This is a genomic window from Pseudomonas sp. MD195_PC81_125 (genome assembly GCF_014060985.1).
GTDB lineage: Bacteria > Pseudomonadota > Gammaproteobacteria > Pseudomonadales > Pseudomonadaceae > Aquipseudomonas > Aquipseudomonas parakoreensis.
In genome coordinates, this window is the sequence record NZ_JABULD010000585.1 from 1 (window position 1) to 26,317 (window position 26,317).

Consider the following 26,317-nt stretch of genomic DNA (forward strand, 5'->3'; position numbering starts at 1 on the left):
CGTTCAAACTGTAGGAGCTGCCGCAGGTTGCGATCTTTTGACTTTACCCTGCCCATCGCCAACCTCACCTACGCTTAGGTAGGATGCCCCTCTATCCCTGCGAGGTTGTGCGACATGTTCATCGGCGTCTTGCTGGTCATTACCTGGCTGATCCTCTTGCTACGCTATCCGGCCAAGGCCGTGCCGGTGTCGGTCGCGGCCGCCGTAGGTCTGGGACTGGTCGCGGTCTGGGTGGTGTGGCTGGACAACCGCGAGCTCAAGCAACTGGCACGCCTTGAGATGCGCATTGTCTATGCGCCCGAACAATGCCCGGCGGATCGCCCGCTGCAACTGAAAATGAACAACGGCAACGACGTGCCGCTGACCGAACTGCGCTGGCGCATCGCAGCCTACGCGCCCGGGGACACGGTCAATCTGGCCGACAACCAATACTCCGCCCCACGCTATCGCGGCCCCGGCGAACTGCAGGCCGGCGGCGAATGGGTGGACTGCCTGCCGATGCCACCGCTGCGCCCCGGTTACCGTCCGCAAACCCTGGAGTTTCGCGCAGAGCGTTTGCAGGGCAGTTTCTCCGACTGATCCCCCTCCCCACCTTTTTGCACAAGGAATGCGCCATGCCCGTTGCGTTGATTACCGGTTGCTCCAGCGGCATTGGCCGCGCCCTCGCCGATGCATTCAAAGCCGCCGGCTACGAAGTCTGGGCCACTGCGCGCAAAACCGAAGATGTCGCGGCCCTCGCCGCTGCCGGATTCACCGCCATCGCGCTGGACGTCAATGACAGCCTGGCGCTGGAACAGCTCGCCGAACGCCTCAACCAGCAACACGGCGGCCTCGATGTGCTGATCAACAACGCCGGTTATGGCGCGATGGGGCCGCTGCTCGACGGCGGCGTGCCGGCCATGCAGCGCCAGTTCGAAACCAATGTGTTCTCGATTGTCGGCGTGACTCGTGCCCTGTTTCCGGTGCTGCGCCGTGCCAAGGGGCTGGTGGTGAACATCGGCAGTGTCTCAGGCGTGCTGGTGACGCCGTTCGCTGGCGCGTATTGCGCCTCGAAAGCGGCGGTGCATGCGTTGAGCGAAGCACTGCGTATGGAACTGGCGCCGTTCGGCATTCGCGTGATGGAGGTCCAGCCCGGGGCGATTCAGTCGAGCTTCGCCAAGAATGCCGGGCACGAAGCCGAGCAACTGATCAACGAGCAGTCGCCGTGGTTTCCCTTGCGTGAGGGAATCCGCGCACGGGCCAAGGCCTCGCAGGACAAGCCGACGCCAGCCAGTGAGTTTGCGGCTGAGTTGCTCAAGGCTGTGCAGCGGGACAAGCCGCCACGCTTGATTCGTATCGGTAATGGCAGCCGCGCGTTGCCGTTGCTGGCGACGTTGTTGCCCAAGGGGTTGCTGGAGTCGACGTTGATGCGGCGGTTCGGGTTGCGTGGGAAGCTCTGAGACCGGATTGACGCTTTCGCGAGCAAGCTCGCTCCCCACACTGGATCTGTGACACATCGAAGATCCCCTGTGGGAGCGAGCCTGCTCGCGAATGGCAGCCACGCGGTCTGTCAGTTATCCACAGGCTCCTGCTTCACCACCACCGTGCAAGTAATCCCCGCCGCCAACAACACCCCCTCCGGCACGTCATCGATGTGAATGCGCACCGGTACCCGCTGCGCCAGACGCACCCAGTTGAAGGTCGGGTTCACGTCGGCGATCAGCTCGCGGCTTTCCGGGTTGTCGCGGTCGTAGATGCCGCGGGAAATGCTCTCCACGTGGCCCTTCAACACTTCGCCGCTCATCAGTTGCATGTCGGCCTTGTCACCCACGCGCACGTGCGGCAGTTTGGTCTCTTCGAAGAAGCCGTAGACCCAGAACGAGTTCATGTCGACCACGGCCATTTTCGCTTCGCCAATGCGCGCGTAGTCGCCGCGATGCACGTTGAGGTTGGTCACGTAACCGTCCACCGCCGCGCGCACTTCGGTGCGTTTGAGGTTAAGTTCGGCGGCTTCCAGTTGCGCTTGCGCGTGTTGGTAATCGGCCAGCGCGGCGTCGGCGATATTGCTGGCGTCGTCGCGATTTTCCTTGGAGATCACCAGGTTGTCGAGGTCGGCGCGGCGATGTGCGTTGACTTTGCGCATCTCCCACGTCGACTTGCGCGAAGCGACCAGCGACTGCGCCTGCTTGACCGCGATGCGGTAGTGCTCGGGGTCGATCTGCATCAACAGGTCGCCCTTCTTCACCAACTGGTTGTCGCGCACGGGCACATCGATGACTTCACCGGTGACGTCAGCCGCGACGTTGATGATGTCCGCCCGCACCCGGCCGTCACGGGTCCACGGGGTGTTCATGTAGTGCTCCCACAGGGTCCGGCCAATCCACAGTGCCAGGGCCAACACCAGCAGGGTCGCGAGCAGGCTGAAAAACTTTTTCATCAGAACGTTCTCAACGGTAGACGGTCAGCGCCATGGCGCCGAACAGACAGGTAAACAGACTCAGGCGCAGCAGCGCCGGGTGCCAGAAAAAGCGGTACAGGTCGAACCCCGAGAGGAACCGGTCGAGCGCCCAGGCCAGCGCCGCAGCGACAAAGAACATCAGGGTCATGGTCGGCATGTACACGCCGTGGAAGGCGATTTCACGAGGCATGGGCAAGTCCTTCGGGTTTGGCGACGGCATAGGCGGCGAGCGGTGATTGCGGGTCGAGCAACGAGGTGCGGATGAAGTGCAGGTAGCTCTTCACCCGACGCAGCGCGGAGGTGTCGAAGTGCGGCGCGAACGGCTCGTCGGTCGCGGCGACCCGGCTGATCGCGTGATCGACCGCCACCAGTGCGCGCTCCAGATTGCTCGGGTTCGGTTGCAGGAACAGCCGCACCAGCGCCCGACCCATCACCCGGATCGCCTGGCGCCACGGCTGCGATTCGGCGTACGCCGGGTGCACCGGGAGGATCGCCTGTTCCTTGCGCAACTCGATGATCGCGTGGCCGACTTCGAGCACCACGAACATCCAGCGCAGCAGGTTTTTTTGTACCTTCGGCTGACCGGCAGCGAGGCCGTATGCCTGATGCAACAGATCGCGGGTGCGACTCTCGAAACTCGACGCCAGCCCCTTGAGTTTGCCGCTGATGGCGTAGACCACCTGACCGCGCAGGTCCTGTTCCAGCCGCTTCCATAACCAGCGGCTGTTCGGCGGCAGAATGATTGCCCCCGCCGCCGCGCACACCAGCATGCCCATGACCATGGCGATGTAGTCGTTGATGAAGGTGTAAGGGTTGTAGACGGTCAGGTTGTCCGGCACGGAACCTGTGCTGAAGAAGATCAGCAACCCCAGGCCGACCCCGGCATATTGCGGCCGCGACGTGAGGAACGAACCGAGCACGATCACCGGCGCGAGCATCACGCACAACAGCGGAAAACCGTCGATCCACGGGAAGATGAAAAACATCTCGACGAAGCCGATCAGCGCCCCGAGGAACGTCCCGCAGGCCATCTGGAACGCCATGCGTTTCGGGTTCGGTGTGGCGGCGGACAAACCCACGGTGGCGGCGGCAATCAAGGTCATGGTCGCGCCACTCGGCCACGCGGTGGCCACCCAATAGCTGCCCAGCACAATCAGGATGAACGACGCGCGGATCCCCGAAGCCGCCGCGGCCCACCAGTTGGTTTGCGGGGTGAACGGCTCGTCCCAGCGCTCACGCTCGTGGCGGTGATCGGCCAGCGAGGCGTGGGTCTGTGCATAACTGTGCAAGTCATCGACGAAGCGATAGAGCAATTCGTAGGCGGTGTGGAAGTCCAGTTGCTCGGCTTCACTCGGAGCGGTTTCCTGGAAAATGCCGCGCAAGGTTCGCACGCGTGTCGGTAGGCCTTCCTTGTACGTCGCCAACGCCGTCGCCAGACGTGCCGCGTCCGGGCTGGTCAAGGCACGGCCACTGAAGCCGTCGAGCACTTCGGCCAGGTCCTGCAGGCCCGGTTTGATCGCGGCCACCACATGTTCTTCGCCATTGCCGCGCAGGCGCTCGAGCAACTGATGCAGGGCGTTGAAGCGTGTGGTGATGCCCATGAACTCGCTGTTCAAACGACTGAGGCGACCGTTGCGCCGGCGCATGTGCGGGTCTTCGAACACGGTCACGCTGCGCAGCCCTTCCAGGCCTACGGCTTCGGCGATGAAGCGCACGTTGCTCGCTTCGAACGACTCGGCCTTGCTGCGCCCGCGCAGGCCATCGGTGACGAACAGCGCGAACACACCGAAGCGCTGATACAGGGCGTTGCGCATGGCTGCGCTGGCGGTTTGCGGCAGGATCGCGGCGCTGATCACGGTCGAGCAGAGAATCCCCAACGAGATTTCCAGCACCCGCCACACAGCGGCCATGAACGCACCGTCCGGATGCGCCAGCGCCGGCAGTCCGACCATCGCCGCGGTGTAGCCAGCGAGGACAAAACCGTAGGCACGAAAATTACGGCAGCGCGCCGCACCCGCCGAACAAATGCCGACCCAGATTGCCAGCGAGCCCAGGAACAATTCGGTGTTCTGCGCGAACAGCGCGATCAGCGTGACCATCATCGCCGACCCGGCCAGAGTGCCGAGGAAGCGATAGAAACTCTTGGCGAACACCTGGCCGCTCTGCGGCTGCATGACGATGAATACGGTGATCATCGCCGTGCGCGGTTGCGGCAGCTCCAGGCGCATCGCCAGCCACAGCGTCAGGAACGCGGCGAGCAATACCTTGAAGATATACACCCAGGTCACGCCATCACTGCGCGCCCAGTCAAAGAAGCCACGGCGCCATTCCAGGGAGGAGAGCCAGCGTAGAGGTGCGGGCAAGGGAGTCATTAAATCTGCTCAATGATTGAGGACTGAAGAGTTATCTGTGGCAAACATCAATTTTTGTGGTGAACACAAACTCTGTGGTGAGGGGATTTATCCCCGATGGGTTGCGCAGCAGCCCCAAGAAAAGCCAATGCGGTGTGCCAAGCAGAACCGGTTTGCAGGTTTTGGGGCTGCTCCGCAACCCATCGGGGATGAATCCCCTCGCCACAAAGGTTTTGTGTAGTGAGTTGTGTGTTCACCGCAGCAGAGTCGGGGTTTTCGGGGCTGCTGTTTGCTCGGCAGTCGGCACGTCATTACCCGCCCCGAGGCCGCCACCCAACGCCGTCACCAGCTCGGCATGCGCACTCAAGCGCGCCGCCTGCACTTGCTGCTGCACTTGCTGTTGCTTGAACAGCAAGGTCTGCGCATTGAGCACGTTGAGGTAATCGGTGAGGCCGCGCTGGTAGGCGATCATCGCGATGTCGTAGGTCTTCTGCGCGGTGGCCACCGACTCGGCAGCGAAGGCTTGCTGCTTGTCCATCGACTCGCGGCGGATCAACTGGTCGGAGATGTTCTTCAGCGCATTGACCAGCGTCTGGTTGTAATGCGCCACAGCGATGTCATACCCGGCGGACGCTTCGCCCAATTCGCTGCGCAAACGGCCACCGTCGAAGATCGGCAAGGAGATCGCCGGGCCGACGTTGTAGTTGAGCTTCTTGCCAGTCAAAAACTCCAGCGCCCCGCCGCCGGTGGCCATGTAGCCGAGGCTGCCGACCAGATCGACGTTGGGATAAAACCCGGCGTGCGCCACGTCGATCCCGCGTGCCTGCGCTGCCACTTGCCAACGACTGGCAACCACGTCCGGGCGTTGACCGAGCAACTCGGCGGGCAATGCCGACGGCAGTTTCAACGCAGCCCCCAGGGCCAAAGTCGGTCGCTGCAACTGCGCGCCGTCGCCCGGGCCCTTACCGGCCAGCGCGGCGATCTGGTTGCGGCTCAGGGCGATGGCTTCGTCGAGCGCATCCAGTTGCCGATGGGTTTCCGGCAACGGTGTTTCGGCCTGACTGACTTCGAAGTGCGTACCGATCCCGCCATCCAGACGCTTCTGCGCCAGATCCAGAATCTGCTGTTGCTGCTTGAGGGTCGCGGCGACGATATCGCGCTGGGCATAGTGCAGCGACAGCTCGATGTAGGCGCGCACAATATTGTTCTGCAATTCCAGCTGCGCCAGCCGCGCTTCGGCGGCGCTCATGTGCGCCAGATCCACCGCGCGTTCGCTGGCATTGCTTTCACGCCCCCAGAGGTCGAGGGCGTAGCTGAAACCCAGCGCGGCGTTGTTGTCCCAGGTGGTGGTGTTGGCCAGCTCGCCCGGGCCGTAGAACTGGTCGGTCGGCCAGTTGTGGCGCTTGAGCGTCGACTCGCCATTGACCTGTAACGACTCGGCGGCCTCGGCGACACCGGCCATGGCCTTGGCCTGACGCACCCGCGCCGCGGCCATGGCCATGCTCGGACTGCCCTGCACGGCGAGGTCGATCCAGCGATTGAGTTGCGGGTCGCCGTAGGCTTGCCACCATTGTGCGGTGGGCCAATTGGCGTCTTTGGCGGCGTGGGCAATCGCGTCGTCGGTGGCCAGGGTATTGGCCTCCAGTGCCTTGCCCTGCGGGGCAATTCCTCCGGTACCGATGCAGCCGCCAAGACCCAAAGTAAAAGCCAGAACACTGAGCGGCAAAAGCGCTCTGTTGATGCGACGCGGCACAGCTGCGAATTCCTGAAAGAGGATAAGGCGGGACGTGTTCCCTTCTGTAGGAGCTGCCGAAGGCTGCGATCTTTGATCCTGATTCCCTTAAAACAGAATCAAAAGATCGCACCTTCGGCAGCTCCTACAGGGAACGGCGCAATTCTAGGTGGACGCCTTGGTGGCGATAAGCTGGGATTCCTGTGAATCTTTGTTACCGTTAACGAGATAATCCCTTGGTCGGGGGTCTCAGCCCCTGAAACTTCGTGTCACAATTTGCCATCTCCCTTGAGAGCACCCCATGGACACATTGCAAAACATGCGCGCCTTCAGTTGTGTGGCCGAAGCTGGCAGCTTCACCGCCGCCGCCGTGCAACTCGACACCACCACTGCCAACGTCTCGCGCGCGGTCTCCAACCTGGAAGCCCACCTGCAAACCCGCCTGCTCAATCGCACGACCCGGCGCATCGCCCTGACCGAGGCCGGCAAGCGCTACCTGCTGCGTTGCGAACAGATCCTGGCCTATGTCGAAGAAGCCGAAGCCGAGGCCAGCGAAGCCCACGCGCGCCCCGCCGGGCAACTGAAAGTGCACACCATGACCGGCATCGGTCAGCACTTCGTGATCGACGCCATCGCCCGCTACCGCAAGACCCACCCGGACGTGACCTTCGACCTGACCATGGCCAACCGCGTGCCGGACCTGCTCGACGAGGGCTATGACGTGTCCATCGTGCTGGCCAGCGAACTGCCGGACTCGGGCTTCGTCTCGCAACGCCTGGGCATCACCTACAGCATCGTCTGCGCCTCCCCGGCCTACGTGAAAGCCAACGGCTGCGCGCAAAAACCCAGCGACCTGCTGAACCACGCCTGCCTGCGCCTCGTCAGCCCGGTGATCCCCCTGGAAAAATGGGCCTTCAACGGCCCCGATGGCCAGGAAATGGTCACCATCAACAGCTCGCCGTTCCTGGTGAACTCCGCCGACGCCATGAAAGCCGCGATCATCAGCGGCATGGGCGTCGGCGTCCTGCCGGTCTACGCCGCCATCGAAGGCCTGCGCAACGGCACGCTGGTGCGGATGATGCCCAACTACCGCTCGCAGGAACTCAACCTGTACGCGATCTATCCGTCGCGGCAATACCTGGACGCGAAGATCAAGACCTGGGTCGAGTATTTGCGCGGCTCGCTGCCGGAAATCCTTGCCGCGCACCAGGCAGAACTGGCCGCCTACGAACTCAGCGGCAGCCTCGCCGGCGCCCGCGTCGCCACCTGACTTAAACACACCGCCAAACCTGTAGGAGCTGCCGCAGGCTGCGATCTTTGCCTTTGATGTTTAACAATCAAAAGATCGCAGCCTACGGCAGCTCCTACAGAATCGGTGATTTGAAGGGAGTTTTCCGACAGGTTTTGACGGTTGTGGCTCGGAAGTGGGGTGGATAGGCTCAGGGGGTCGTTGACAAATCAACGACCGGACTTGGTCGTCCGGGTTTAGAATGGCGCACTTTTTAAGCTTGCTTAATGGCGAGCTGTGCGTGGGAGGGCCTTGGCCCTGCCGGGTTTCCATTCCCTGGTCGACCAACCTGCGTACGGTTCGCCACCCTATTGCTTGGTCGCAGTACGTGGCGAACTCCACATCCCGAATGGAGTTCCAGCATGATCAAACCCACACCCAACCCGCCCCCAGCGGAAAGCACCTCCCCCTACGAATCCCTCGATTCAAAAAAGCTCCACGACGCCGCCGAACGCGCCCTCGACCACTACCTGAAACCGTCCGCCACCACCGTGAGATTCCACAAACCCAGCAGCATGTTCCAGGTCGCCCCCGACATGGACAACGAAAGCCTGCTGGTTCACGCCTGCGAATCACTGGCCTCGGCGAGCATCATGACCAGCGACATTGCGGCCTACGTCGACAGCCCGCAGCGACAAACGATACTGGCGATCCAGCAAATCATCATGCTCGCCGAACTGGCGGTGAATCGGGTGCTGGATAACCACGAAATCTCGCAATCTCCAACACATAACTAATCCCCCTGTGGGAGCGAGCCTGCTCGCGAAGGCGCCAGTCGCCTGAAACACAATGCATCCGTCTGGATTATTGGCTGGGTTGCGCGCTGTTCCTGTAGGAGCTGCGGCACGCTGCGATCTTTTTGATCTTGATCTGCAAAAACAAGATCAAAAAGATCGCAGCCTCGTTTCACTCGACAGCTCCTACAGGGGGGGGGGCAGTGGCTTCAGAATGGAAATGTCTGCTTAGAAGACAAAACGTCCGTCAAACACCGGCTTGTCATCCAGCGCCAACACCCCGCCGGAGAAAATCAGGTCCAAATGATGACTGCCCTTGGCCCCGCCGCCGAGGCCCAGGTGCAGGCCGCAATGGCGCTCCTCGAAGCCGGCGTTGCGCGCATACAGATCCTTCACGCCTTCGTTGGTACCAATCCCCAATTCCTCAATGCGCCGGTTTGACGGATTGGCGTCCAGGTACTTGTTGAAATCATGCTCCAGCCCCGGCACATCAGTGGCGATGCGGCTGATGGTCGAGTTCTCGATCCACAGTTCCAGTGGCGACTCCAGCACGCCGTACTTGCGCGCAAACGGGATAGTGCTGAGGAACGTGCCCTTGAATTTCACATGGCCGTTGATGGCTTCGCTGTGGGTGGCGATCTCGCCGGGGGCCAGGTCGAAGTTGCCGACGCCGTTGATGTCGGTCCACTTCTTGATGCTGCTCAGCGGCGTTTCAAACCATGAGCCGTGGTCGTCCTTGAAACTCAGCGTGGTCGCTTGGGACATGCGCTGGATCAAGTGACTGTTGAGCCCGGCGATACGCTGCGGCGTCACGCTGAAGGTGTCGTAAAAATAGTCGCCGTAATCCTTGAACAACAGCGACTTCTTCCAGTTTTCCGCCATCACGCCTTGCAGGGCGCGGACGAACTCCGGGCCGTCGGGGCGCGGGTTGGGCAGCGTGGAAGAGTCGTAGAAGAAAATGTACAGATCGCTGTCGGCAATCGCCGCGGTCAGCGTTGCGGTGCTTTCCAGGTCCAGGCGTCTGGCGCTGAAGGTGAAGCGGGGATGATCGCCGGCCTGTTCGGCGATGGCGCCGGTCAGGGCTTCGTAATCGGCGGTGTGGCCGAGCAGTACCTTCGCCGAGTCGAGACCGGCAAGGGCAGGGTGATGTTCGAGGTAGTAAAGGAAATGCGAGATCGCGCGGGGCTTATCCATGAGTCCTCCCTGACTGACCGTGAGAAAGCGGCAGGCACGACCGGCCGGATCGTGCCTGCCCGGGGATGTCTTACAGAGGCCACATCGCCGTGCCGAACGGAACCACCGCGTCGGCTTGCATCATTTCCACGGCGGCCTCATGGGTTGGCGCTTCAAACCATTCGTCCAGTTGCAGTTCGGTGTCCAGGTCTTTTTCCAGTGCTTGCATGGTCGATCTCCTAGATGACATTCACGGTTATGACTGGCCGGTCGAGGTGGCCGGCAAGACGTGAAGAACCTAGTTCAGGGTGTTTTGTAATGCAAAAAATTATTTATTTAAAATTTAAATAAACTTTTTATTCTGTTTTTAGGCGGCGATTTTCTTATTTGAAAACAAAAAACTAAGCCGCCACTTTCATTAGCAAGCTTGCTACCGTCAATTTGCAGACGTCCTACAGAATTTTCCGAAATGGAAAATCTGCGTTACGCCTTGTAAAGAAAAATTTACGAAAACGCCGATGAAGTCCAGTGGATTCACCCCGTTGCCGACGCTGTAAGAAAAACCTGCCGACGCCCGCCTGCAAAGGCCTTGCGCAGGGCTCTGGCGTGCTTGTTTCAGCCTCGTTTGCAGGGTGAGATGCGCCTCATGCCTGTCGTGCAGGTGCATAACAAGAAGGAGGCGCAATGAACGCCGAGATTGATCTTCACTTCTCTCCGTGGGGCGGTTTTTCGCTCGTCCCCGTCGATGGCCTGCAAAGGCCTGACTCAATTTTTGCAGTCGCCCGAGTGTCTCGAGGCGGCCCCATGCAATCCCGGCAGGCGCCACGCTGATCCAGCGGGGTCTGGCAGCAGGGGGTTAGCGGTGTACAATGCGCCGCGTTTTAACTGTGACCCTCTGCGTAATCGCGCAAACCTCAAGGCTATCCGCCTTGTTCACTCCGCCACGTCACAAGCGTGTCGGGTTCGATTTCGTCACAGATAAAAAACAAACAGGTGACGCATGACCGTTGTAAAAACGCTGAATTCCTGGTGCTTGCGCTGGGGTTTGATCGGGGTTGTCTGAAATCGCAACCTTGCAGCAACGTCTACTGAACATCATCAAACCTTGCGTGGGACCTTTTTCATGAGTGGACAAAACTCGCAATCAGGCGAGCTGAAACGCGGCCTGAAAAATCGCCATATTCAACTGATCGCCCTCGGTGGCGCGATCGGTACCGGATTGTTCCTTGGCTCGGCCGGGGTCCTGAAATCCGCCGGCCCGTCGATGATCCTCGGCTACGCCATCTGCGGCTTCATCGCCTTCATGATCATGCGCCAGCTCGGCGAGATGATCGTCGAAGAGCCGGTGGCCGGTTCCTTCAGCCATTTCGCGCACAAGTACTGGGGCGGTTTTGCCGGTTTCCTGTCGGGCTGGAACTGCTGGATTCTGTACATTCTGGTGGGCATGTCGGAGCTGACAGCGGTCGGCAAGTACATCCACTACTGGGCGCCGGACATCCCGACCTGGGTCACCGCCGCTGCATTCTTCGTGCTGATCAACGCGATCAACCTGGCCAACGTCAAAGTCTTCGGGGAGGCCGAATTCTGGTTCGCGATCATCAAGGTCGTGGCGATCGTCGGCATGATCGCGCTGGGCAGCTACCTGCTGGTCAGCGGCCACGGCGGTCCGCAGGCCTCGGTCAGCAACCTGTGGTCGCACGGCGGGTTCTTCCCCAACGGCGTCAGCGGTCTGGTGATGGCGATGGCGATCATCATGTTCTCCTTCGGCGGTCTGGAAATGCTCGGTTTCACTGCAGCCGAGGCCGACAAGCCGAAAACCGTGATTCCGAAAGCGATCAACCAGGTGATCTACCGGATCCTGATTTTCTACATCGGCGCGCTGGTGATCCTGCTGTCGCTGACCCCATGGGACAGCTTGCTGGCGACTCTCAACGCGTCCGGCGATTCGTACAGCGGCAGCCCGTTCGTACAGGTGTTCTCGATGCTCGGCAGCAACACCGCCGCGCACATCCTCAACTTTGTGGTACTGACCGCGGCGCTGTCGGTGTACAACAGCGGTACTTACTGCAACAGCCGCATGCTGCTGGGCATGGCTGAGCAGGGTGATGCGCCGAAAGGTCTGGCGAAAATCGACAAACGCGGCGTGCCAGTGCGTTCGATCCTCGCGTCCGCGGCGGTCACGCTGGTGGCGGTGTTGCTTAACTACCTGATGCCGCAACAGGCGCTGGAACTGCTGATGTCGCTGGTGGTGGCCACCCTGGTGATCAACTGGGCGATGATCAGCTTCTCGCACTTCAAGTTCCGCCAGCACATGAACAAGACGCAGCAGACGCCGCTGTTCAAGGCGCTGTGGTACCCGTACGGTAACTACGTCTGCCTGGCGTTCGTCGCGTTCATCCTCGGCGTGATGTTGCTGATCCCGGGCATCCAGATCTCGGTGTACGCGATTCCGGTGTGGGTCGTGTTCATGTGGGTCTGCTACGTGATCAAGAACAAACGCGGTGCGCAGCAGGCGCTGCACGCGGCCCAGTGCTTCCAAGTAAGCGCTGAGGCAAAAACGACAAACCCGGCCAATGCGCCGGGTTTTTTATTGCCCATTCGGCAGCTCCTACAGGGTTGATGGCGTATCCTGCTGCTTCTGAATACGGACGCTTTTCCATGCTGGTGATTTCCAACAACGTGCATCTGCCGGATGCCGAGATCGAACTGACGGCCATTCGCGCGCAAGGCGCCGGTGGGCAGAATGTCAACAAGGTCTCCAGCGCTGTGCACCTGCGCTTCGACATTCCGGCCTCGTCCTTGCCCGAGTTCTACAAGGAGCGGCTGCTGGCACTGCGTGACAGCCGCATCACCAGCGATGGCGTGCTGATTATCAAGGCTCAGCAATACCGCACGCAGGAAGCCAACCGCGCCGATGCGCTGCAGCGTCTGGTCGAGCTGATTCTCAGCGCCACCAAGCTCGAAAAGAAACGCCGCCCGACCAAACCGACCCTCGGCTCGAAGAAGCGCCGGCTCGAATCCAAGACCAAGCGTGGCAGCATCAAGGCCGGGCGGGGCAAGGTGGATTTCTAATCTTCGAGGTACTTCGCCGTGTGCTTGTAAAGGTACACGCTCAACGCCAGGCCGCTCAGCGCAGCGAGGGCGGCGAACAGGAAGATCGAAGCGAAACCGAAACCCGACGCAATGGCCCCGGCCAACGGCCCGGTAATCCCCAAAGACAAGTCGATGAACAGCGAATAAGCGCCAACGGCCGCGCCTCGGCTGGAGGCCGGCACCAGGTTCACCGCTTCCACGCCCAGCGCCGGGAACACCAGCGAGAAGCCGAAACCGCTCAGCGCCGCCCCGGCCAGTGCCCAATGTGCATCCGGTGCCAGCCACAGCAGTAACAGGCCGAGGGTTTCCACCGACAGGCAGGCGATCGCCACGCGAAAGCCGCCGAGGCGGTTGATCAGGTTGCCGAACAGCAGACGCGCGCCGATGAAGCTGGCGCCGAACAGGCTCAGGCACAACACCGCGTTATCCCAGTGCCGAGTGGCGTAATACAGGGTGATGAAGGTGGCGATGGTGCCGAAACCGATCGAGCCCAGTGCCAGACCGCAGCCGTGCGGGAACACGCGACCGAGCACATGCATGAACGGCAGACGCTCGCCGGCGACAATCGGCGCTGCGGTTTTCGGCCACGCCAGCAGCAAGCCCAGCGCCGCCAGCAGAATGATGCTGACGCCCATGCTCCACAGCCCCAACTGGCCGACCAGCCACACGCCGAACGGCGCACCCACCGCCAGCGCGCCGTAACTGGCGATGCCGTTCCACGAGATGACTTTGGCGGTATTCGCCGCGCCAACGCGGCCGATGCCCCAGCCGATTGAACCGGAGCCGACCAGGCTTTCCGCGCTGCCCAGCACCAGACGGCCGATCAACAGGCTGATCAGGCTGAGCATCGGCAGGTTCGGTGTCCACGCCGAAATCAGCATGAACACGCCACTCAAGCCGCAACCGGCCAGACCAATCATCACCGCGCGCTTGCTGCCCTGGTTGTCGATGATCTTGCCGGCGTACGGACGGCTGAGCAGGGTGGCGAGGTATTGCACGCTGATCACCAGCCCGGCGATCACCGCGCCAAAGCCCAGATCACTGTGGACGTACCCGGGCAACACCGCGAGCGGAATGCCGATGTTCAGGTAGCCGATGAAAGTGAAGAGGACGATGGAAACGACTTGCAGCGTGACCGCCAGGGGGGCGCTGGGGTTGTGGCATAGAGGACGACATGGGGAACGATCCACGGCAAAGCAGGATTAGATAGGCTGCTTATGATACCGGCGCGAACGCATCTGGGGCGGGGAAAAGTAAAACTATTTGCCGGATAGGGGGGATCAGGGTTTGGCCGGGGCGACCAGTTGCGTGGTGACGAGGGCGGCGAGGGCGTTTTCTTCGCTGCCGAAACGGGCGAGCAAGGCAGCCTGTTTTTCCGGAGAAAGGCGCTGCCAGATCTCGATCATTTTCTCGGTAGCGCCGATCAGGACGGCGGCTTGGCTTTCGGAGAATTCGTCGGTCATGGCGGGCTCGGTTTCAGGCAGTGTGGAAAGCGCATCTTAGCGCTTTCCACACGGTCTGTACGGCGGGGTTTTACTCTTCGTTGTCAGCCTGGCGGCGTTCAGCGGCTTCTTTCGGCTCGGGCTGTTGGGCACCGGCTTGTTGCGTGGTCGTCTGCTCAGGTACGTGCAGGCTTGGGAAGGGGAGATTAGGAATCTCGTGCATGGTTGCGCTCCTCGCTAAGTCTGTTGATAGATCTGGTAGATCCGCGCTTCTTGAAAGCCTGCGCAGGATACAGCAGGAAAAATGACAATCAGACTTTTAATTCAAATTAATGCGACAGATGGCCGCAGGGGAGCGCCGCGAACCAATGTAGGAGCTGCCGAAGGTGCGATCTTTTGATTTTWAAAAACAAAAGATCAAAAAGATCGCAGCCTTCGGCAGCTCCTACAGGGTATTGCCGTGTAGATCGGGAGCGATCAATTGCTGTTGCAGCGTTATTTGCAGACGTTGGCGATGGCGTCGGCCAGCAGTGCCAGACGCGTGGCATCTATGCCGGCGACGTTCGCCCGTCCCGAGCTGACCATGTACACGCTGTGCTGCTCACGCAGTTGTTTGACCTGCTCCGGCGACAGCCCGGTGTAGGAGAACATGCCGCGTTGCACGCCAATGTGCGCAAAGCGCTCGCGCAGACCGTGCGGTTCCAGTGCTTCGACCAGACCGCTGCGCAACTGCGCGATGCGTAGGCGCATGGCTTCCACTTCGTCGGCCCAGCGTGCTTTCAGCTCCGGATCGGCGAGGATGGTCGCGACCACGGCCGCGCCGTGATCCGGTGGTGTCGACCACAGGTTGCGCGCGATGTGGGCCAGTTGGCTGCGAATGTCGATCAGTTTGTCGGCGGTTTTCGCGCAAACAATCAGCGCCCCGGTGCGGTCGCGGTACAGGCCGAAGTTTTTCGAGCAGGAGCTGGTGATCAGCAACTCGGGCACTTCGGCAGCGAACAGCCGGGTCGACCATGCGTCCTGCTCCAGCCCGTCGCCAAAGCCCTGGTAGGCGAAGTCGATCAGTGGCAGCAGGTCACGCCGGCGCACGACGTCGAGCACACGCTGCCAGTCGTCGTGACTCAGGTCGAAACCGGTCGGGTTGTGGCAGCAGGCATGCAGCAGCACCACGTCGCCTTGCGGCACTTCGTTGAGCACGGCAAGCATCGCATCGACGTCGAGGCGGTTGTCGCTGCCCACGTACGGGTAGTGACTGACCTTGACCCCTGCCGCAGCGAAGATTGTTTCGTGGATTGGCCAGGTCGGATTGCTCAACCACACGCCCTTGCCCGGCAGGCACTGGGCGATGAAGTCGGCGGCCAGACGCAGCGCGCCAGTGCCGCCCGGAGTCTGGGTGGCGCCGGCGCGCCGTTCGGCGATCAGCTTCGAGTCGGCGCCAAGCACCAGCTCATTGATGACTTTGCCGAACAGCGGATTGCCGTGACCACCGATGTAGGTCTTGGTGTCCTGGCTTTCGACCAGTCGCGCCTCGGCGATTTTCACCGCTTCGGGGATCGGCGTCAGGCCCTGGGCATCCTTGTAGACGCCAACGCCCAAGTCGAATTTGCGCGGGTTGGTGTCCTGCGCATAGGCCTCCATCAAACCGAGGATCGGGTCGCCGGGTACCCGGCCGATGGCGTCAAAGTGCATTACTTGCGTCCTTCTGCGGTCTTGGCCACTTCATCAGTGCGCGCGGCCATGATGAAGTCGTTACGGTGCAGGCCCTTGATCGAGTGGCTCCACCAGGTCACGGTGACTTTGCCCCACTCGGTCAGCAGACCCGGGTGGTGACCTTCGGCCTCGGAGATCTCGCCGACGGCGTTGGTGAAGGCCAGTGCGTGCTTGAAGTTCTTGAACAGGAAGACTTTCTCCAGCTGCATGATGCTGTCGCGCACTTCGATGTTCCAGTCAGGGATCTGCTTGATCAGGATCGGCAGTTCTTCGTCGCTGACTTGTGGCGCATCGGCACGGCAGGCTTCGCAGTGGGCTTGGTTCAAAGTGGACATGGTGTGATTCCTGAAATCGAGTGTGTTTTTTTTTATAGAAACTATCGGCCCGTCAATGCCGTCACGCTAAACCAAAGTGGCGGCGACTGACAGACTCAATTGTCAGCAAAAGTCGCGGATCACGCGGCTTTCGGTTTTGGCGGAAACTTCGGTGCGTGCAACCCCAACTGCATGCCTTGCTTGACCATGCCCATGATGTCTTCGTGGGCCAGGTCGAACAGACGCTTGAGGTTGGGCAGGACAAAATAAAGCGGCTGCAGGATGTCGATGCGATACGGCGTGCGCATGGCTTCCAGCGGGTCGAAGGCCTGATGCTCGGGCTCGTCCGACAGCGAATAAACGGTTTCCTTCGGCGAGGACAGGATGCCGCCGCCGTAGATGCGTTGGCCTTGCGGGGTGTCGACCAGGCCGAACTCGATGGTCATCCAGTACAGGCGCGCCAGATACACGCGCTCTTCCTTGGTGGCCTGCAGGCCGAGCTTGCCGTAAGTGTGGGTGAACTCGGCGAACCATGGATTGGTCAGCAGCGGGCAATGACCGAAGATCTCGTGGAAGATGTCCGGCTCTTGCAGGTAGTCCAGTTCTTCGCGGGTACGAATGAACGTGGCGACCGGAAACTGCTTGCTGGCGAGCAGTTCGAAGAAGGTCTGGAAGGGGATCAGTGCCGGGACGCGGGCAACCTGCCAACCGGTGGTCTCACCGAGCACCTTGTTGATCTCGCCCAGTTGCGGAATGCGGTCGTGGGGCAGACCGAGTTTTTCGATACCGTCCAGGTATTCCTGGCACGCGCGACCCTCGATCACTTTCAGCTGGCGGGTGATCAGCGTGTTCCACACCGCATGTTCTTCGGCGGGGTAGTCGATAAAACCTTGCGCATCGGGCTCGCGGGCCACGTATTGCGTCTGCTTCATACTGCTCTCCTGCTAGGGGAATTCGTTCTTGTTATGTCCAGCGATGGACTGAGAATTACCCGAGAGTGGGGTGGGATGCAGCAGGTTGAACGCGATCGTTGTAGGAACAATCAGCGTATTTTGTAAATAAATCGTTACGCTTTGGCGGATATCTCGCGTTTGCGCTGATTTGCAGGTTTGAAAAGGGCCGTGGCTGTCACATAATCTTGACAACAATCTGCGCGCCTCGACAGAAAAATGGGTTTCGGGCGCACCGCGATACCTGTGGGAGCGAGCTTGCTCGCGAAAGTGGTAGGTCTGACACATCAATGTTGGATGTGCTGAAGCATTCGCGAGCAAGCTCGCTCCCACAGGAATTGTGTTCAATCCCAATTTGTCGGGTCATTCATATGCGTATCAAAGTCCACTGCCAGAACCGCATCGGCATCCTGCGCGACATTCTCAACCTGTTGGTGGAGTACGGGATCAACGTGGCGCGCGGTGAGGTCGGCGGCGAGCACGGCAATGCGATCTACCTGCACTGCCCGAACCTGATCAACATTCAGTTCCAGGCGCTGCGGCCGAAGTTCGAAGCGATTGCCGGGGTATTTGGGGTCAAGCGCGTCGGGTTGATGCCCAGTGAGCGTCGGCACATGGAGTTGAACGCGTTGCTTGGCGCGCTGGAATTTCCGGTGCTGTCGATCGACATGGGCGGCTCGATCGTTGCTGCCAACCGCGCGGCCGCGCAGTTGCTCGGGGTGCGCGTGGACGAGGTGCCGGGGATTCCGCTGTCGCGCTACGCCGAGGATTTCGATCTGCCGGAACTGGTACGCGCCAACAAATCGCGAATCAACGGCATGCGCGTCAAGGTCAAGGGCGACATCTTTCTCGCCGACATCGCGCCACTGCAATCGGAGCACGACGACAGCGAAGCCATGGCCGGTGCGGTGCTGACCCTGCACCGCGCTGACCGCGTCGGTGAGCGCATCTATAACGTGCGCAAACAGGAGCTGCGTGGCTTCGACAGTATCTTCCAGAGTTCGAAGGTGATGGCGGCGGTGGTGCGTGAGGCCCGGCGCATGGCGCCACTGGATGCGCCGCTGTTGATCGAAGGCGAAACCGGCACCGGCAAAGAATTGCTGGCGCGGGCCTGTCACCTCGCCAGTCCGCGTGGGCAGTCGCCATTGATGGCGCTCAACTGCGCGGGGCTGCCGGAGTCGATGGCCGAGACCGAACTGTTCGGCTACGGCCCCGGCGCGTTCGAAGGCGCGCGCGCCGAAGGCAAAACTCGGTCTGCTGGAACTGACGGCGGGCGGTACGCTGTTTCTCGATGGCGTCGGCGAAATGAGTCCGCGCTTGCAGGTGAAGTTGCTGCGCTTTCTGCAGGACGGCTGCTTCCGCCGGGTCGGCAGCGATGAAGAGGTCTATCTGGATGTGCGGGTGATCTGCGCCACTCAGGTCGACTTGTCCGAGCTGTGCGCGCGCGGCGAGTTTCGTCAGGATCTGTATCACCGCTTGAATGTGCTGTCGCTGCACATCCCGCCGCTGCGCGAATGCCTCGACGGTTTGACCCCGCTGGTGGAACACTTCCTCGATCAGGCCAGTCGGCAGATCGGTTGCTCGCTGCCGAAACTGGCGCCGGCGGCGATGGAGCGCCTCAGTCACTATCACTGGCCGGGCAACGTGCGGCAGCTGGAGAACGTGCTGTTTCAGGCGGTTTCGCTGTGTGACGGCGGCACGGTCAAGGCCGAGCATATTCGCTTGCCGGACTACGGCGTGCGTCAGCCGCTTGGCGATTTCTCGCTGGAAGGCGGGCTGGACGAAATCGTCGGGCGTTTTGAAAAAGCGGTGCTGGAGCGCCTGTATTCCGAGCACCCGAGCAGTCGGCAACTGGGTAAGCGGTTGGGGGTTTCGCATACCACCATCGCTAATAAGCTGCGCGAGTATGAGGTCGGTAAAGACCCTGCCGAGTAACCATTGTGGCGAGGGAGCTTGCTCCCGCTCGGCTGCGCAGCAGTCGTAAGCCCGAACAATACGGTTTATCTGATACACCGTATTGAATGGGTTTGGGGTTGCTACGCAACCCAGCGGGAGCAAGCTCCCTCACCACAGGTTTTATTTCCATCCGCAAGTCGGGATTGCCGCCAAGCGGCATAACACCGCCGGTTTTTCGACTTCGATACATTTCAAATTTCCCCGCAAACCCCCTCAAGTCCCTTGTTTACCGGGCTGCAAGCCGCCAGAAAAAAGTTGGTCTGCAAATTGCTTATGGCTCAGCAGTACAGCGGTGGGCGGCAAACGTCCGGCATGCAGAGGAAAGAGTGTGGACAAGTACCTTTATGTGGCAATGACCGGCGCCAGTCAGAACGCACTGGCGCAGAAGGCCCATGCCAACAACCTGGCGAACATCTCCACCAATGGTTTTCAGCGCGACCTGGAGCAGGCGCGTTCGATGCCGGTGTTCGGTGACAGCTTTCCGGCGCGTGCGTTTGCCATGAGCGAACGGCCCGCCACTGATTTCACCGCCGGTTCGCTGGTGCAGACCGGTCGCGACCTCGACGTCGCCGTGACCGGCAACGGTTTTATCGCCGTGCAGAACCCCAACGGCGGCGAAAGCTACGTGCGCACCGGCAGCCTCAACATCGACGCCCTCGGCGTATTGCGCGCCGGCAATGGCATGCCGGTACTCGGCAACGGCGGTCCGATCGCCGTGCCGCCGGAGCAGCAGGTCGAAGTCGGCGAAGACGGCACCATCAGTATTCGTGCGATGGGCGAAGGCCCGCGCGTCATGGCGGAAGTCGACCGGATCAAACTGGTCAACCCGGACATCAAGAACCTCAACAAAGGCCTCGACGGCTCGATCTACACCAAGGACGGTCAGCCGGCGCCGGCCGATGCGAACGTCAAACTGGTGTCGGGTTTCCTTGAGTCGAGCAACGTCAATGCCGTGGAAGAAATGACCTCGGTGCTGGCTCTGGCCAAGCAGTTCGAGTTGCACGTCAAGATGATGAACACCGCCAAAGACGACGACCAGGCCATGGCTCGGGTCTTGCAGATCAGCTAATTATCAGAACGTTGCGCCGTAAAACAGGCGCACGAGGAGAATCGAATGCTTCCGGCTCTATGGGTTGCCAAAACCGGTCTGTCCGCCCAGGACACCAACCTGACCACCATTTCCAACAACCTGGCGAACGTCTCGACCACGGGTTTCAAGCGTGACCGTGCCGAGTTCCAGGACCTGCTGTATCAGATCAAGCGTCAGCCAGGCGCCCAGTCGACCCAGGACAGCGAACTGCCATCGGGTCTGCAACTGGGTACCGGTGTGCGCATCGTCGGCACCCAGAAAAACTTCACCGCCGGCAGCCTGCAAACCACCGAGCAGCCGCTGGACATGGCCATCGACGGTCGCGGTTTCTTCCAGATCCTGCAGCCGGACGGCACCACGTCCTACACCCGTGACGGTACTTTCCACCTCGATTCCAATGGCCAGATCGTCAACGCCAGCGGTTTCGCCCTGGAGCCGGCCATCGTCATCCCGAACAACGCCCAGAGCTTCACCGTCGGCACCGACGGCACCGTGTCGATCACTGTGCCAGGCAACCCGGCCGCTCAGGTGATCGGCAACCTGCAAACCGCCGACTTCATCAACCCGGCCGGTCTGCAGGCGGTGGGCAACAACCTGTTCCTGGAAACCGCTGCTTCCGGCGCGCCGCAAATCGGCACCCCGGGCCTGAACGGTTTCGGTACCACGCTGCAGAACACCCTGGAAGGTTCCAACGTCAGCACGGTTGAAGAGATGGTCAACATGATCACCACTCAGCGCGCCTACGAGATGAACTCCAAGGTGATCTCCACCGCCGACCAGATGCTCTCGTTCGTAACGCAGAATCTGTAATCAAGTCTATGGGGCGGCCTGAGGCCGCCAGCAACACCGTGAGGTAGGGTCATGAAACGCTTCGTATCTGTTCTGGCATTGGGTGGGGTCGTCTCGCTCGCGGGCTGCGTCGCACCGACGCCCAAGCCCAATGACCCTTACTACGCTCCGGTGTTGCCGCGCACGCCACTGCCGGCGGCGGCCAACAACGGCTCGATCTATCAGGCCGGCTTCGAGCAAAACCTGTACAGCGACCGCAAGGCGTTCCGCGTTGGTGACATCATCACCATCACCCTGAACGAGAAGACTCAGGCGAGCAAGAACGCCAACTCCCAGGTGGCCAAGAACAGCAAGACCGGCATCGGCCTGACCTCGCTGTTCGGCGGCAGTGGCACCACCAACAACCCGTTGGGTGGCAATGACCTGAGCCTCGACGTCGGCTACAGCGGCGACCGCGCGACCAAGGGCGACAGCAAGGCCGCGCAGGGCAACACCCTGACCGGCTCGATCACCGTGACCGTGGCCGACGTGCTGCCCAACGGCATCATCGCCGTGCGCGGCGAGAAGTGGATGACCCTCAACACCGGCGACGAGCTGGTGCGGATCGCAGGTCTGGTGCGTGCCGATGACATCGCCACCGACAACACCGTGTCGTCGACCCGTGTCGCCGATGCGCGCATCACCTACTCGGGCACCGGTTCGTTTGCCGATGCGAGTCAGCCAGGCTGGTTCGACCGTTTCTTCCTCAGCCCGCTGTTCCCTTTCTAGGTGGCGACTTTGAATTTCAAGAGCCTCATGCTGGCGGCGGCCCTGTTGTCCGCAGCCTTTGGTGCCCACGCCGAGCGGCTGAAAGATATCGCCAGCATCTCCGGCGTGCGTTCCAACCAATTGATCGGTTATGGCCTGGTGGTCGGGCTTAACGGCACTGGCGACCAGACGACGCAAACCCCGTTCACCCTGCAGACCTTCAACAACATGCTCTCGCAGTTCGGCATCAAGGTGCCGCCTGGGTCGGGCAACGTGCAGTTGAAAAACGTCGCGGCGGTGTCGGTGAGTGCCGATCTGCCGGCGTTCGCCAAACCGGGTCAGCAGGTCGACATCACCGTGTCTTCGATCGGTAACTCCAAGAGCCTGCGCGGCGGCACCCTGTTGCTGACCCCGCTCAAAGGTATCGACGGCAACGTCTACGCCATTGCTCAGGGCAACCTGGTGGTCGGCGGTTTCGATGCCGAAGGGCGTGACGGTTCGAAGATCACCGTCAACGTTCCGTCGGCCGGTCGTATTCCGGGCGGTGCTTCGGTAGAACGTTCGGTACCGAGCGGTTTCAACCAGGGCAACAGCCTGACGCTGAACCTCAACCGCTCCGACTTCACCACCGCCAAGCGCATCGTCGACAAGATCAACGACATGCTCGGCCCTGGCGTGGCGCAAGCCATCGACGGTGGCTCGATTCGTGTGACGGCGCCGCTCGACCCGAGCCAGCGTGTCGACTATCTGTCGATCCTGGAGAACCTCGAAGTCGACCCGGGTCAGGCGGTGGCAAAAGTCATCATCAACTCGCGCACCGGCACCATCGTCATCGGTCAGAACGTGAAAGTTTCGCCGGCCGCCGTGACCCACGGCAGCCTGACCGTGACCATCACCGAAGACCCGATCGTCAGTCAGCCGGGTCCGTTGTCCAATGGGCAGACGGCCGTGGTGCCACGCTCGCGGGTCAACGCCCAGCAGGAAGCCAAGCCGATGTTCAAGTTCGGCCCGGGCACTACCCTCGACGAGATCGTGCGGGCAGTGAACCAGGTGGGCGCGGCACCGGGTGACCTGATGGCCATTCTCGAAGCTCTGAAGCAGGCCGGTGCGTTGCAAGCCGACCTGATCGTGATCTGAGGACGGCGACCATGGATATGCGCAAAGGCAGTCTGGTGGGCACGGGCGATTCGGGTTCGTACTCCGACCTCAATCGTCTGAACCAGCTCAAGGTCGGCGACAAGAACAGCGATGCGAACATGCGCAAGGTGGCGCAGGAATTCGAATCGCTGTTCCTTGGTGAAATGCTCAAGTCGATGCGTTCGGCCACCGAGGCGTTGGGTAAAGACAACCCGATGAACACCCCGGCGGCCAAGCAATATCAGGAAATGTACGACCAGCAACTGGCGGTCTCGCTGTCCCGTGAGGGCGGGGGTATCGGTCTGGCCGACGTGCTGATGAAGCAGATGTCGAGGAATAAACCGCTGGCGCCAGGTGAGGCGGCGGCCGCATCCGCCGCCAAGCAAGAGGCGGCGAAAGCGGCTGCGGTGCAAACGCCAATTGCCGCCGGCACGACCGCCACCCACGGGCCGTTATCGCGCCTCAATGGCGAGCGTCCGTTGTGGGCGTCGCGTTCCGGGCGTGTCGCCACGACCGAAGCCTCGCACAGCAATGACATGGCCATGATCAACAAGCGTCGTCTGGCCCTGCCGCCGAAACTGGCCGATCGTTTGCTCGCCGGTCTGGTGCCTTCCGCCACGTCGGCCGTCACCAATGCCTTGCCACAACGGTCTACGACGACGGCCACCACCGGCGCCGGTCCGCTGTACAACGGCGACTGGCTGACCCGTGCCGAAGACGCCAAGGCGTCCGGCGGGCAGATGCAGATTTACGGCCGGGCGATGGCGCAGATTCCGCTGGCGCCGGCCAAGCGCGCGTTCAGCTCCGCCGATGAATTCGTCAACACCATGCTGCCGATGGCCAAGGAAGCCGCCGCGCGTATTGGCGTCGATCCGCGTTATCTGGTGGCACAAGCCGCACTGGAAACCGGCTGGGGCAAATCGGTCATGCGTGCCCAGGATGGCAGCAGCAGCCACAACCTGTTCGGCATCAAGGCCAGCAGCAACTGGACTGGCGATTCGGCCCGGGCGATCACCAGCGAGTTCCGCAACGGGCAGATGGTCAAGGAGACGGCGCAGTTCCGTTCCTATGCCTCGTACAAGGACAGTTTCCACGATCTGGTGACTTTGCTGCAGACCAACAATCGCTATCAAGATGTGGTGAAGTCGGCCGATAACCCAGAACAGTTTGTACGCGAGTTGCAAAAGGCCGGTTACGCGACCGACCCGAACTACGCGACGAAGATTTCGCAGATAGCCAAGCAGATGAACAGTTTCGAAAACTACGCTGCGGCCGGCGTTTCAACGACGCCTCTATAAACACACGGTAAGGTTTGAATCATGAGTTTGCTCAATATCGGGATGTCGGGGTTGTCCGCGAGTTCTTCCTCTCTCGCGACCACAGGTAACAACATTGCCAACGTCGACACCGCCGGTTATTCACGCCAGCAAACCGTGCAGAGCACCAAGTCCTCGCAGCAGTTCGGCAACGTCTTCATCGGGACGGGGACGACCCTGGCCGACGTGCGCCGGGTCTACAACTCTTACCTCGAAAACCAGCTGCATACCGCCACCTCGCTCAATAGCGAAGCGGCTGCGTACGGTGCCCAGGCCACTGCGCTGGATGCCTCGATGTCCGACACCAACACCGGCCTGACCGGTGTGCTGCAGAAGTTCTTCACCTCGATGCAGGGCGTGGCGACCTCGGCCACGGACGACACCTCCCGTCAGTCGGTGCTGACCGGTGCGCAGGCGCTGACCAGCCGTTTCAATGCCCTGGCCAAACAGCTGAACGATCAGAACACCACGATCAACGGCAACCTTGCGGACATGACGTCGCAAGTGAACAAACTGGCCACCTCGATTGCCAATCTCAACCAGAAGATCGGCGAGATTTCCACCAGCGGCGGTCAGCCGAACGATTTGCTCGACAGCCGTAACGAAGCCGTGCGCCAGCTCTCCGAGCTGACCGGCGCGCAGGTCGTTGAACGGGGTACCAGTTTTGATGTGTACATCGGCACCGGCCAACCGCTGGTGATCGGCAACACCACCAACACCCTAAGCACCGTGCCGAGCAAGGACGATCCGACGCGCATGGCCATTCAAATGGACCGTGGCTCAAGCGTCATCGACATCACCTCGGCCATGAGCGGTGGCGAAATCGGTGGTCTGCTGACCTATCGCAAAGAAGTGCTCGATCCATCGCTCAACGAGCTGGGTCGTGTCGCGCTGGTGGTGGCCGATCAGGTCAACAGCCAGCAAGCCCAGGGCATCGACAAGAACGGTGACTTCGGTGCAGCGATTTTCAACAACATCAACAGTGCCGCGCTGATCAGCCAGCGCAGCATTGCGCAGTCTGGCAACAGCGCCGGCTCTGGCAACCTCGATGTCACAATCAAGGACACCGGCAAGCTGACCACCAGCGATTATCAGGTGACCTTCACCAGCGCCACCAATTATTCGGTCAAGCGCTCCGATGGCACTGACATGGGCTCGTTCAGCACCACGACCTCGCCGCCACCTGTGATTGACGGTTTCACCCTGGCCCTCAACGGCGGCGCCCTGAGCGCGGGCGACACCTTCAAGGTGACCCCGACCCGTAACGCGGCGAGCTCGATTCAGACCGTATTGACCGATCCGAAGAAAGTCGCGGCGGCAGCGCCGTTGACCGGCGTGGCCAGTGCCAACAATTCCGGTACCTACACCCAGCCGACGCTGACCGACACCGTCGACATCTACAACCCGGCGTCGCAGACCGAGTTGCAAAATGCGCTCAAATATTCAACGCCGGTCAAGCTGGTGTTCGGTGCGGTCGCCAGTGGCAGCCAGTCGTACAACATGGTCGACGCCAAGGGCAACACCATCGGTTCGGGCACCATCGTGCCGGGGCAGGCCAACACCTTGAACCTCAAGGTCGGCATGGTCGACTCCTCCGGTGCTCCGGTGATGGACACCACGGTCACGCCGAACGTGCAGAAGACTTTCACTGTGCAGACCACCGTGGGGGCGACACCAAAATCCGGCGAAACCTTCACCATCAACCTGACCGGCGCGGCCTCTTCGGACAACCGCAACGCCCAGGCACTGGTTGGCCTGCAGACCAAACAGACCGTGGACACCGGCAGCGGCAGCAAAGGCATCAGCCTGACCGACGCCTACAACAAACTGGTGACCAACGTCGGTACCAAGGCTGCGCAGAGCAAGTCCGACAACGACGCCACCTCGGTGATCCTCGATCAGGCCAAGGGCGCGCGTGATTCGCTGTCCCAGGTCAACCTCGATGAAGAGACCGGTAACCTGGTCAAGTATCAGCAGTACTACACAGCGTCTTCGCAGATCATCAAAGCTGCGCAGGAAACTTTCGCCACGCTGATCAACAGTCTTTAAGGAGTCGTA

General features: G+C 61.1%; 22 protein-coding genes and 3 pseudogenes. 13 read left to right on the top strand and 12 right to left on the bottom strand.

Annotation, left to right across the window (positions count from 1 at the left end; all coding sequences use genetic code 11):
- Positions 1-114: 114 nt before the first annotated feature.
- Together HT737_RS23405 and HT737_RS23410 are read left to right on the top strand one after the other, a co-directional pair.
- Positions 115-579 (top strand): multidrug transporter, encoded by a 465-nt coding sequence (locus HT737_RS23405; RefSeq protein WP_182404108.1) that lies wholly within the window; start codon positions 115-117, stop codon positions 577-579.
- 35 nt (positions 580-614) lie between these two features.
- Complete coding sequence (locus tag HT737_RS23410; RefSeq protein WP_182404109.1) at positions 615-1,439, top strand: SDR family oxidoreductase; 825 nt, start codon at positions 615-617, stop codon at positions 1,437-1,439.
- A gap of 110 nt (positions 1,440-1,549) precedes the next feature.
- Here the strand turns inward: HT737_RS23410 and HT737_RS23415 are convergent, their stop codons facing one another.
- From HT737_RS23415 to HT737_RS23430, 4 genes are all read right to left on the bottom strand, one after another.
- The gene (locus HT737_RS23415) at positions 1,550-2,416 is read right to left on the bottom strand and encodes an HlyD family secretion protein (protein ID WP_182404110.1); all 867 of its coding nucleotides are present in this window, start codon (positions 2,414-2,416) and stop codon (positions 1,550-1,552) included.
- A 10-nt stretch (positions 2,417-2,426) separates the two neighbouring features.
- A complete protein-coding gene (locus HT737_RS23420) occupies positions 2,427-2,627 on the bottom strand; it encodes a DUF1656 domain-containing protein (RefSeq protein WP_003221811.1) in 201 nt (66 codons plus the stop codon).
- On the bottom strand, positions 2,617-4,809 hold the full coding sequence (locus HT737_RS23425; protein WP_108181737.1) for an FUSC family protein: 2,193 nt from the start codon (positions 4,807-4,809) through the stop codon (positions 2,617-2,619). The genes HT737_RS23420 and HT737_RS23425 overlap by 11 nt, the downstream gene beginning before the upstream one ends.
- Before the next feature lie 232 nt (positions 4,810-5,041).
- Complete coding sequence (locus HT737_RS23430) at positions 5,042-6,541, bottom strand: efflux transporter outer membrane subunit (protein WP_182404111.1); 1,500 nt, start codon at positions 6,539-6,541, stop codon at positions 5,042-5,044.
- 280 nt (positions 6,542-6,821) lie between these two features.
- Between HT737_RS23430 and HT737_RS23435 the strand changes: the two genes are divergently transcribed.
- Together HT737_RS23435 and HT737_RS23440 are read left to right on the top strand one after the other, a co-directional pair.
- Positions 6,822-7,790, top strand: a complete 969-nt coding sequence (locus tag HT737_RS23435; protein WP_108181735.1) for a LysR family transcriptional regulator — start codon at positions 6,822-6,824, stop codon at positions 7,788-7,790.
- Between the two features lie 380 nt (positions 7,791-8,170).
- Positions 8,171-8,545 (top strand): DUF6124 family protein, encoded by a 375-nt coding sequence (locus tag HT737_RS23440; protein ID WP_182404112.1) that lies wholly within the window; start codon positions 8,171-8,173, stop codon positions 8,543-8,545.
- Between the two features lie 225 nt (positions 8,546-8,770).
- Here the strand turns inward: HT737_RS23440 and HT737_RS23445 are convergent, their stop codons facing one another.
- Entirely contained in the window at positions 8,771-9,736 is a 966-nt protein-coding gene (locus HT737_RS23445) for a hypothetical protein (protein ID WP_041073062.1), read from the bottom strand.
- Positions 9,737-9,806: 70 nt separating this feature from the next.
- Positions 9,807-9,944 (bottom strand): hypothetical protein, encoded by a 138-nt coding sequence (locus HT737_RS23450; RefSeq protein ID WP_003222780.1) that lies wholly within the window; start codon positions 9,942-9,944, stop codon positions 9,807-9,809.
- A gap of 894 nt (positions 9,945-10,838) precedes the next feature.
- Between HT737_RS23450 and HT737_RS23455 the strand changes: the two are divergent.
- Together HT737_RS23455 and arfB are read left to right on the top strand one after the other, a co-directional pair.
- Positions 10,839-12,206 (top strand): annotated as a pseudogene (locus HT737_RS23455) (amino acid permease); the annotation flags it as partial.
- A 167-nt stretch (positions 12,207-12,373) separates the two neighbouring features.
- Complete coding sequence (arfB, locus tag HT737_RS23460) at positions 12,374-12,787, top strand: alternative ribosome rescue aminoacyl-tRNA hydrolase ArfB (RefSeq protein ID WP_182404113.1); 414 nt, start codon at positions 12,374-12,376, stop codon at positions 12,785-12,787.
- Here the strand turns inward: arfB and HT737_RS23465 are convergent.
- The 6 genes and pseudogenes from HT737_RS23465 to phhA all read right to left on the bottom strand — a co-directional run bounded on the left by HT737_RS23465 (position 12,784) and on the right by phhA (position 17,206).
- Positions 12,784-13,984, bottom strand: a pseudogene (locus tag HT737_RS23465) (MFS transporter). The gene arfB and the pseudogene HT737_RS23465 sit on opposite strands and share 4 nt — an antisense overlap.
- Before the next feature lie 104 nt (positions 13,985-14,088).
- A complete protein-coding gene (locus HT737_RS23470) occupies positions 14,089-14,271 on the bottom strand; it encodes a hypothetical protein (RefSeq protein ID WP_007965516.1) in 183 nt (60 codons plus the stop codon).
- A 70-nt stretch (positions 14,272-14,341) separates the two neighbouring features.
- Complete coding sequence (locus tag HT737_RS31930) at positions 14,342-14,473, bottom strand: hypothetical protein (protein ID WP_257012244.1); 132 nt, start codon at positions 14,471-14,473, stop codon at positions 14,342-14,344.
- Between the two features lie 272 nt (positions 14,474-14,745).
- A complete protein-coding gene (locus HT737_RS23475; protein WP_182404115.1) occupies positions 14,746-15,939 on the bottom strand; it encodes an amino acid aminotransferase in 1,194 nt (397 codons plus the stop codon).
- On the bottom strand, positions 15,939-16,295 hold the full coding sequence (locus tag HT737_RS23480) for a 4a-hydroxytetrahydrobiopterin dehydratase (protein ID WP_003222798.1): 357 nt from the start codon (positions 16,293-16,295) through the stop codon (positions 15,939-15,941). The genes HT737_RS23475 and HT737_RS23480 overlap by 1 nt, the downstream gene beginning before the upstream one ends.
- Before the next feature lie 119 nt (positions 16,296-16,414).
- The gene (gene phhA / locus HT737_RS23485; RefSeq protein WP_047292472.1) at positions 16,415-17,206 is read right to left on the bottom strand and encodes a phenylalanine 4-monooxygenase; all 792 of its coding nucleotides are present in this window, start codon (positions 17,204-17,206) and stop codon (positions 16,415-16,417) included.
- Positions 17,207-17,595: 389 nt separating this feature from the next.
- Between phhA and HT737_RS23490 the strand changes: the two are divergent.
- From HT737_RS23490 to flgK, 7 genes and pseudogenes are all read left to right on the top strand, one after another.
- Positions 17,596-19,159, top strand: a pseudogene (locus HT737_RS23490) (sigma-54-dependent phenylalanine hydroxylase transcriptional regulator PhhR).
- A 349-nt stretch (positions 19,160-19,508) separates the two neighbouring features.
- Positions 19,509-20,249 (top strand): flagellar basal body rod protein FlgF, encoded by a 741-nt coding sequence (locus HT737_RS23495; protein WP_007965507.1) that lies wholly within the window; start codon positions 19,509-19,511, stop codon positions 20,247-20,249.
- A gap of 45 nt (positions 20,250-20,294) precedes the next feature.
- Complete coding sequence (gene flgG, locus HT737_RS23500; protein WP_003222804.1) at positions 20,295-21,080, top strand: flagellar basal-body rod protein FlgG; 786 nt, start codon at positions 20,295-20,297, stop codon at positions 21,078-21,080.
- Positions 21,081-21,131: 51 nt separating this feature from the next.
- Positions 21,132-21,827 (top strand): flagellar basal body L-ring protein FlgH, encoded by a 696-nt coding sequence (flgH, locus tag HT737_RS23505; protein WP_007965503.1) that lies wholly within the window; start codon positions 21,132-21,134, stop codon positions 21,825-21,827.
- A 27-nt stretch (positions 21,828-21,854) separates the two neighbouring features.
- The gene (locus HT737_RS23510; protein WP_161794916.1) at positions 21,855-22,943 is read left to right on the top strand and encodes a flagellar basal body P-ring protein FlgI; all 1,089 of its coding nucleotides are present in this window, start codon (positions 21,855-21,857) and stop codon (positions 22,941-22,943) included.
- Positions 22,944-22,954: 11 nt separating this feature from the next.
- Positions 22,955-24,241, top strand: a complete 1,287-nt coding sequence (flgJ, locus tag HT737_RS23515) for a flagellar assembly peptidoglycan hydrolase FlgJ (RefSeq protein ID WP_182404116.1) — start codon at positions 22,955-22,957, stop codon at positions 24,239-24,241.
- 21 nt (positions 24,242-24,262) lie between these two features.
- The gene (flgK, locus tag HT737_RS23520; protein WP_182404117.1) at positions 24,263-26,308 is read left to right on the top strand and encodes a flagellar hook-associated protein FlgK; all 2,046 of its coding nucleotides are present in this window, start codon (positions 24,263-24,265) and stop codon (positions 26,306-26,308) included.
- Positions 26,309-26,317 lie beyond the last annotated feature (9 nt).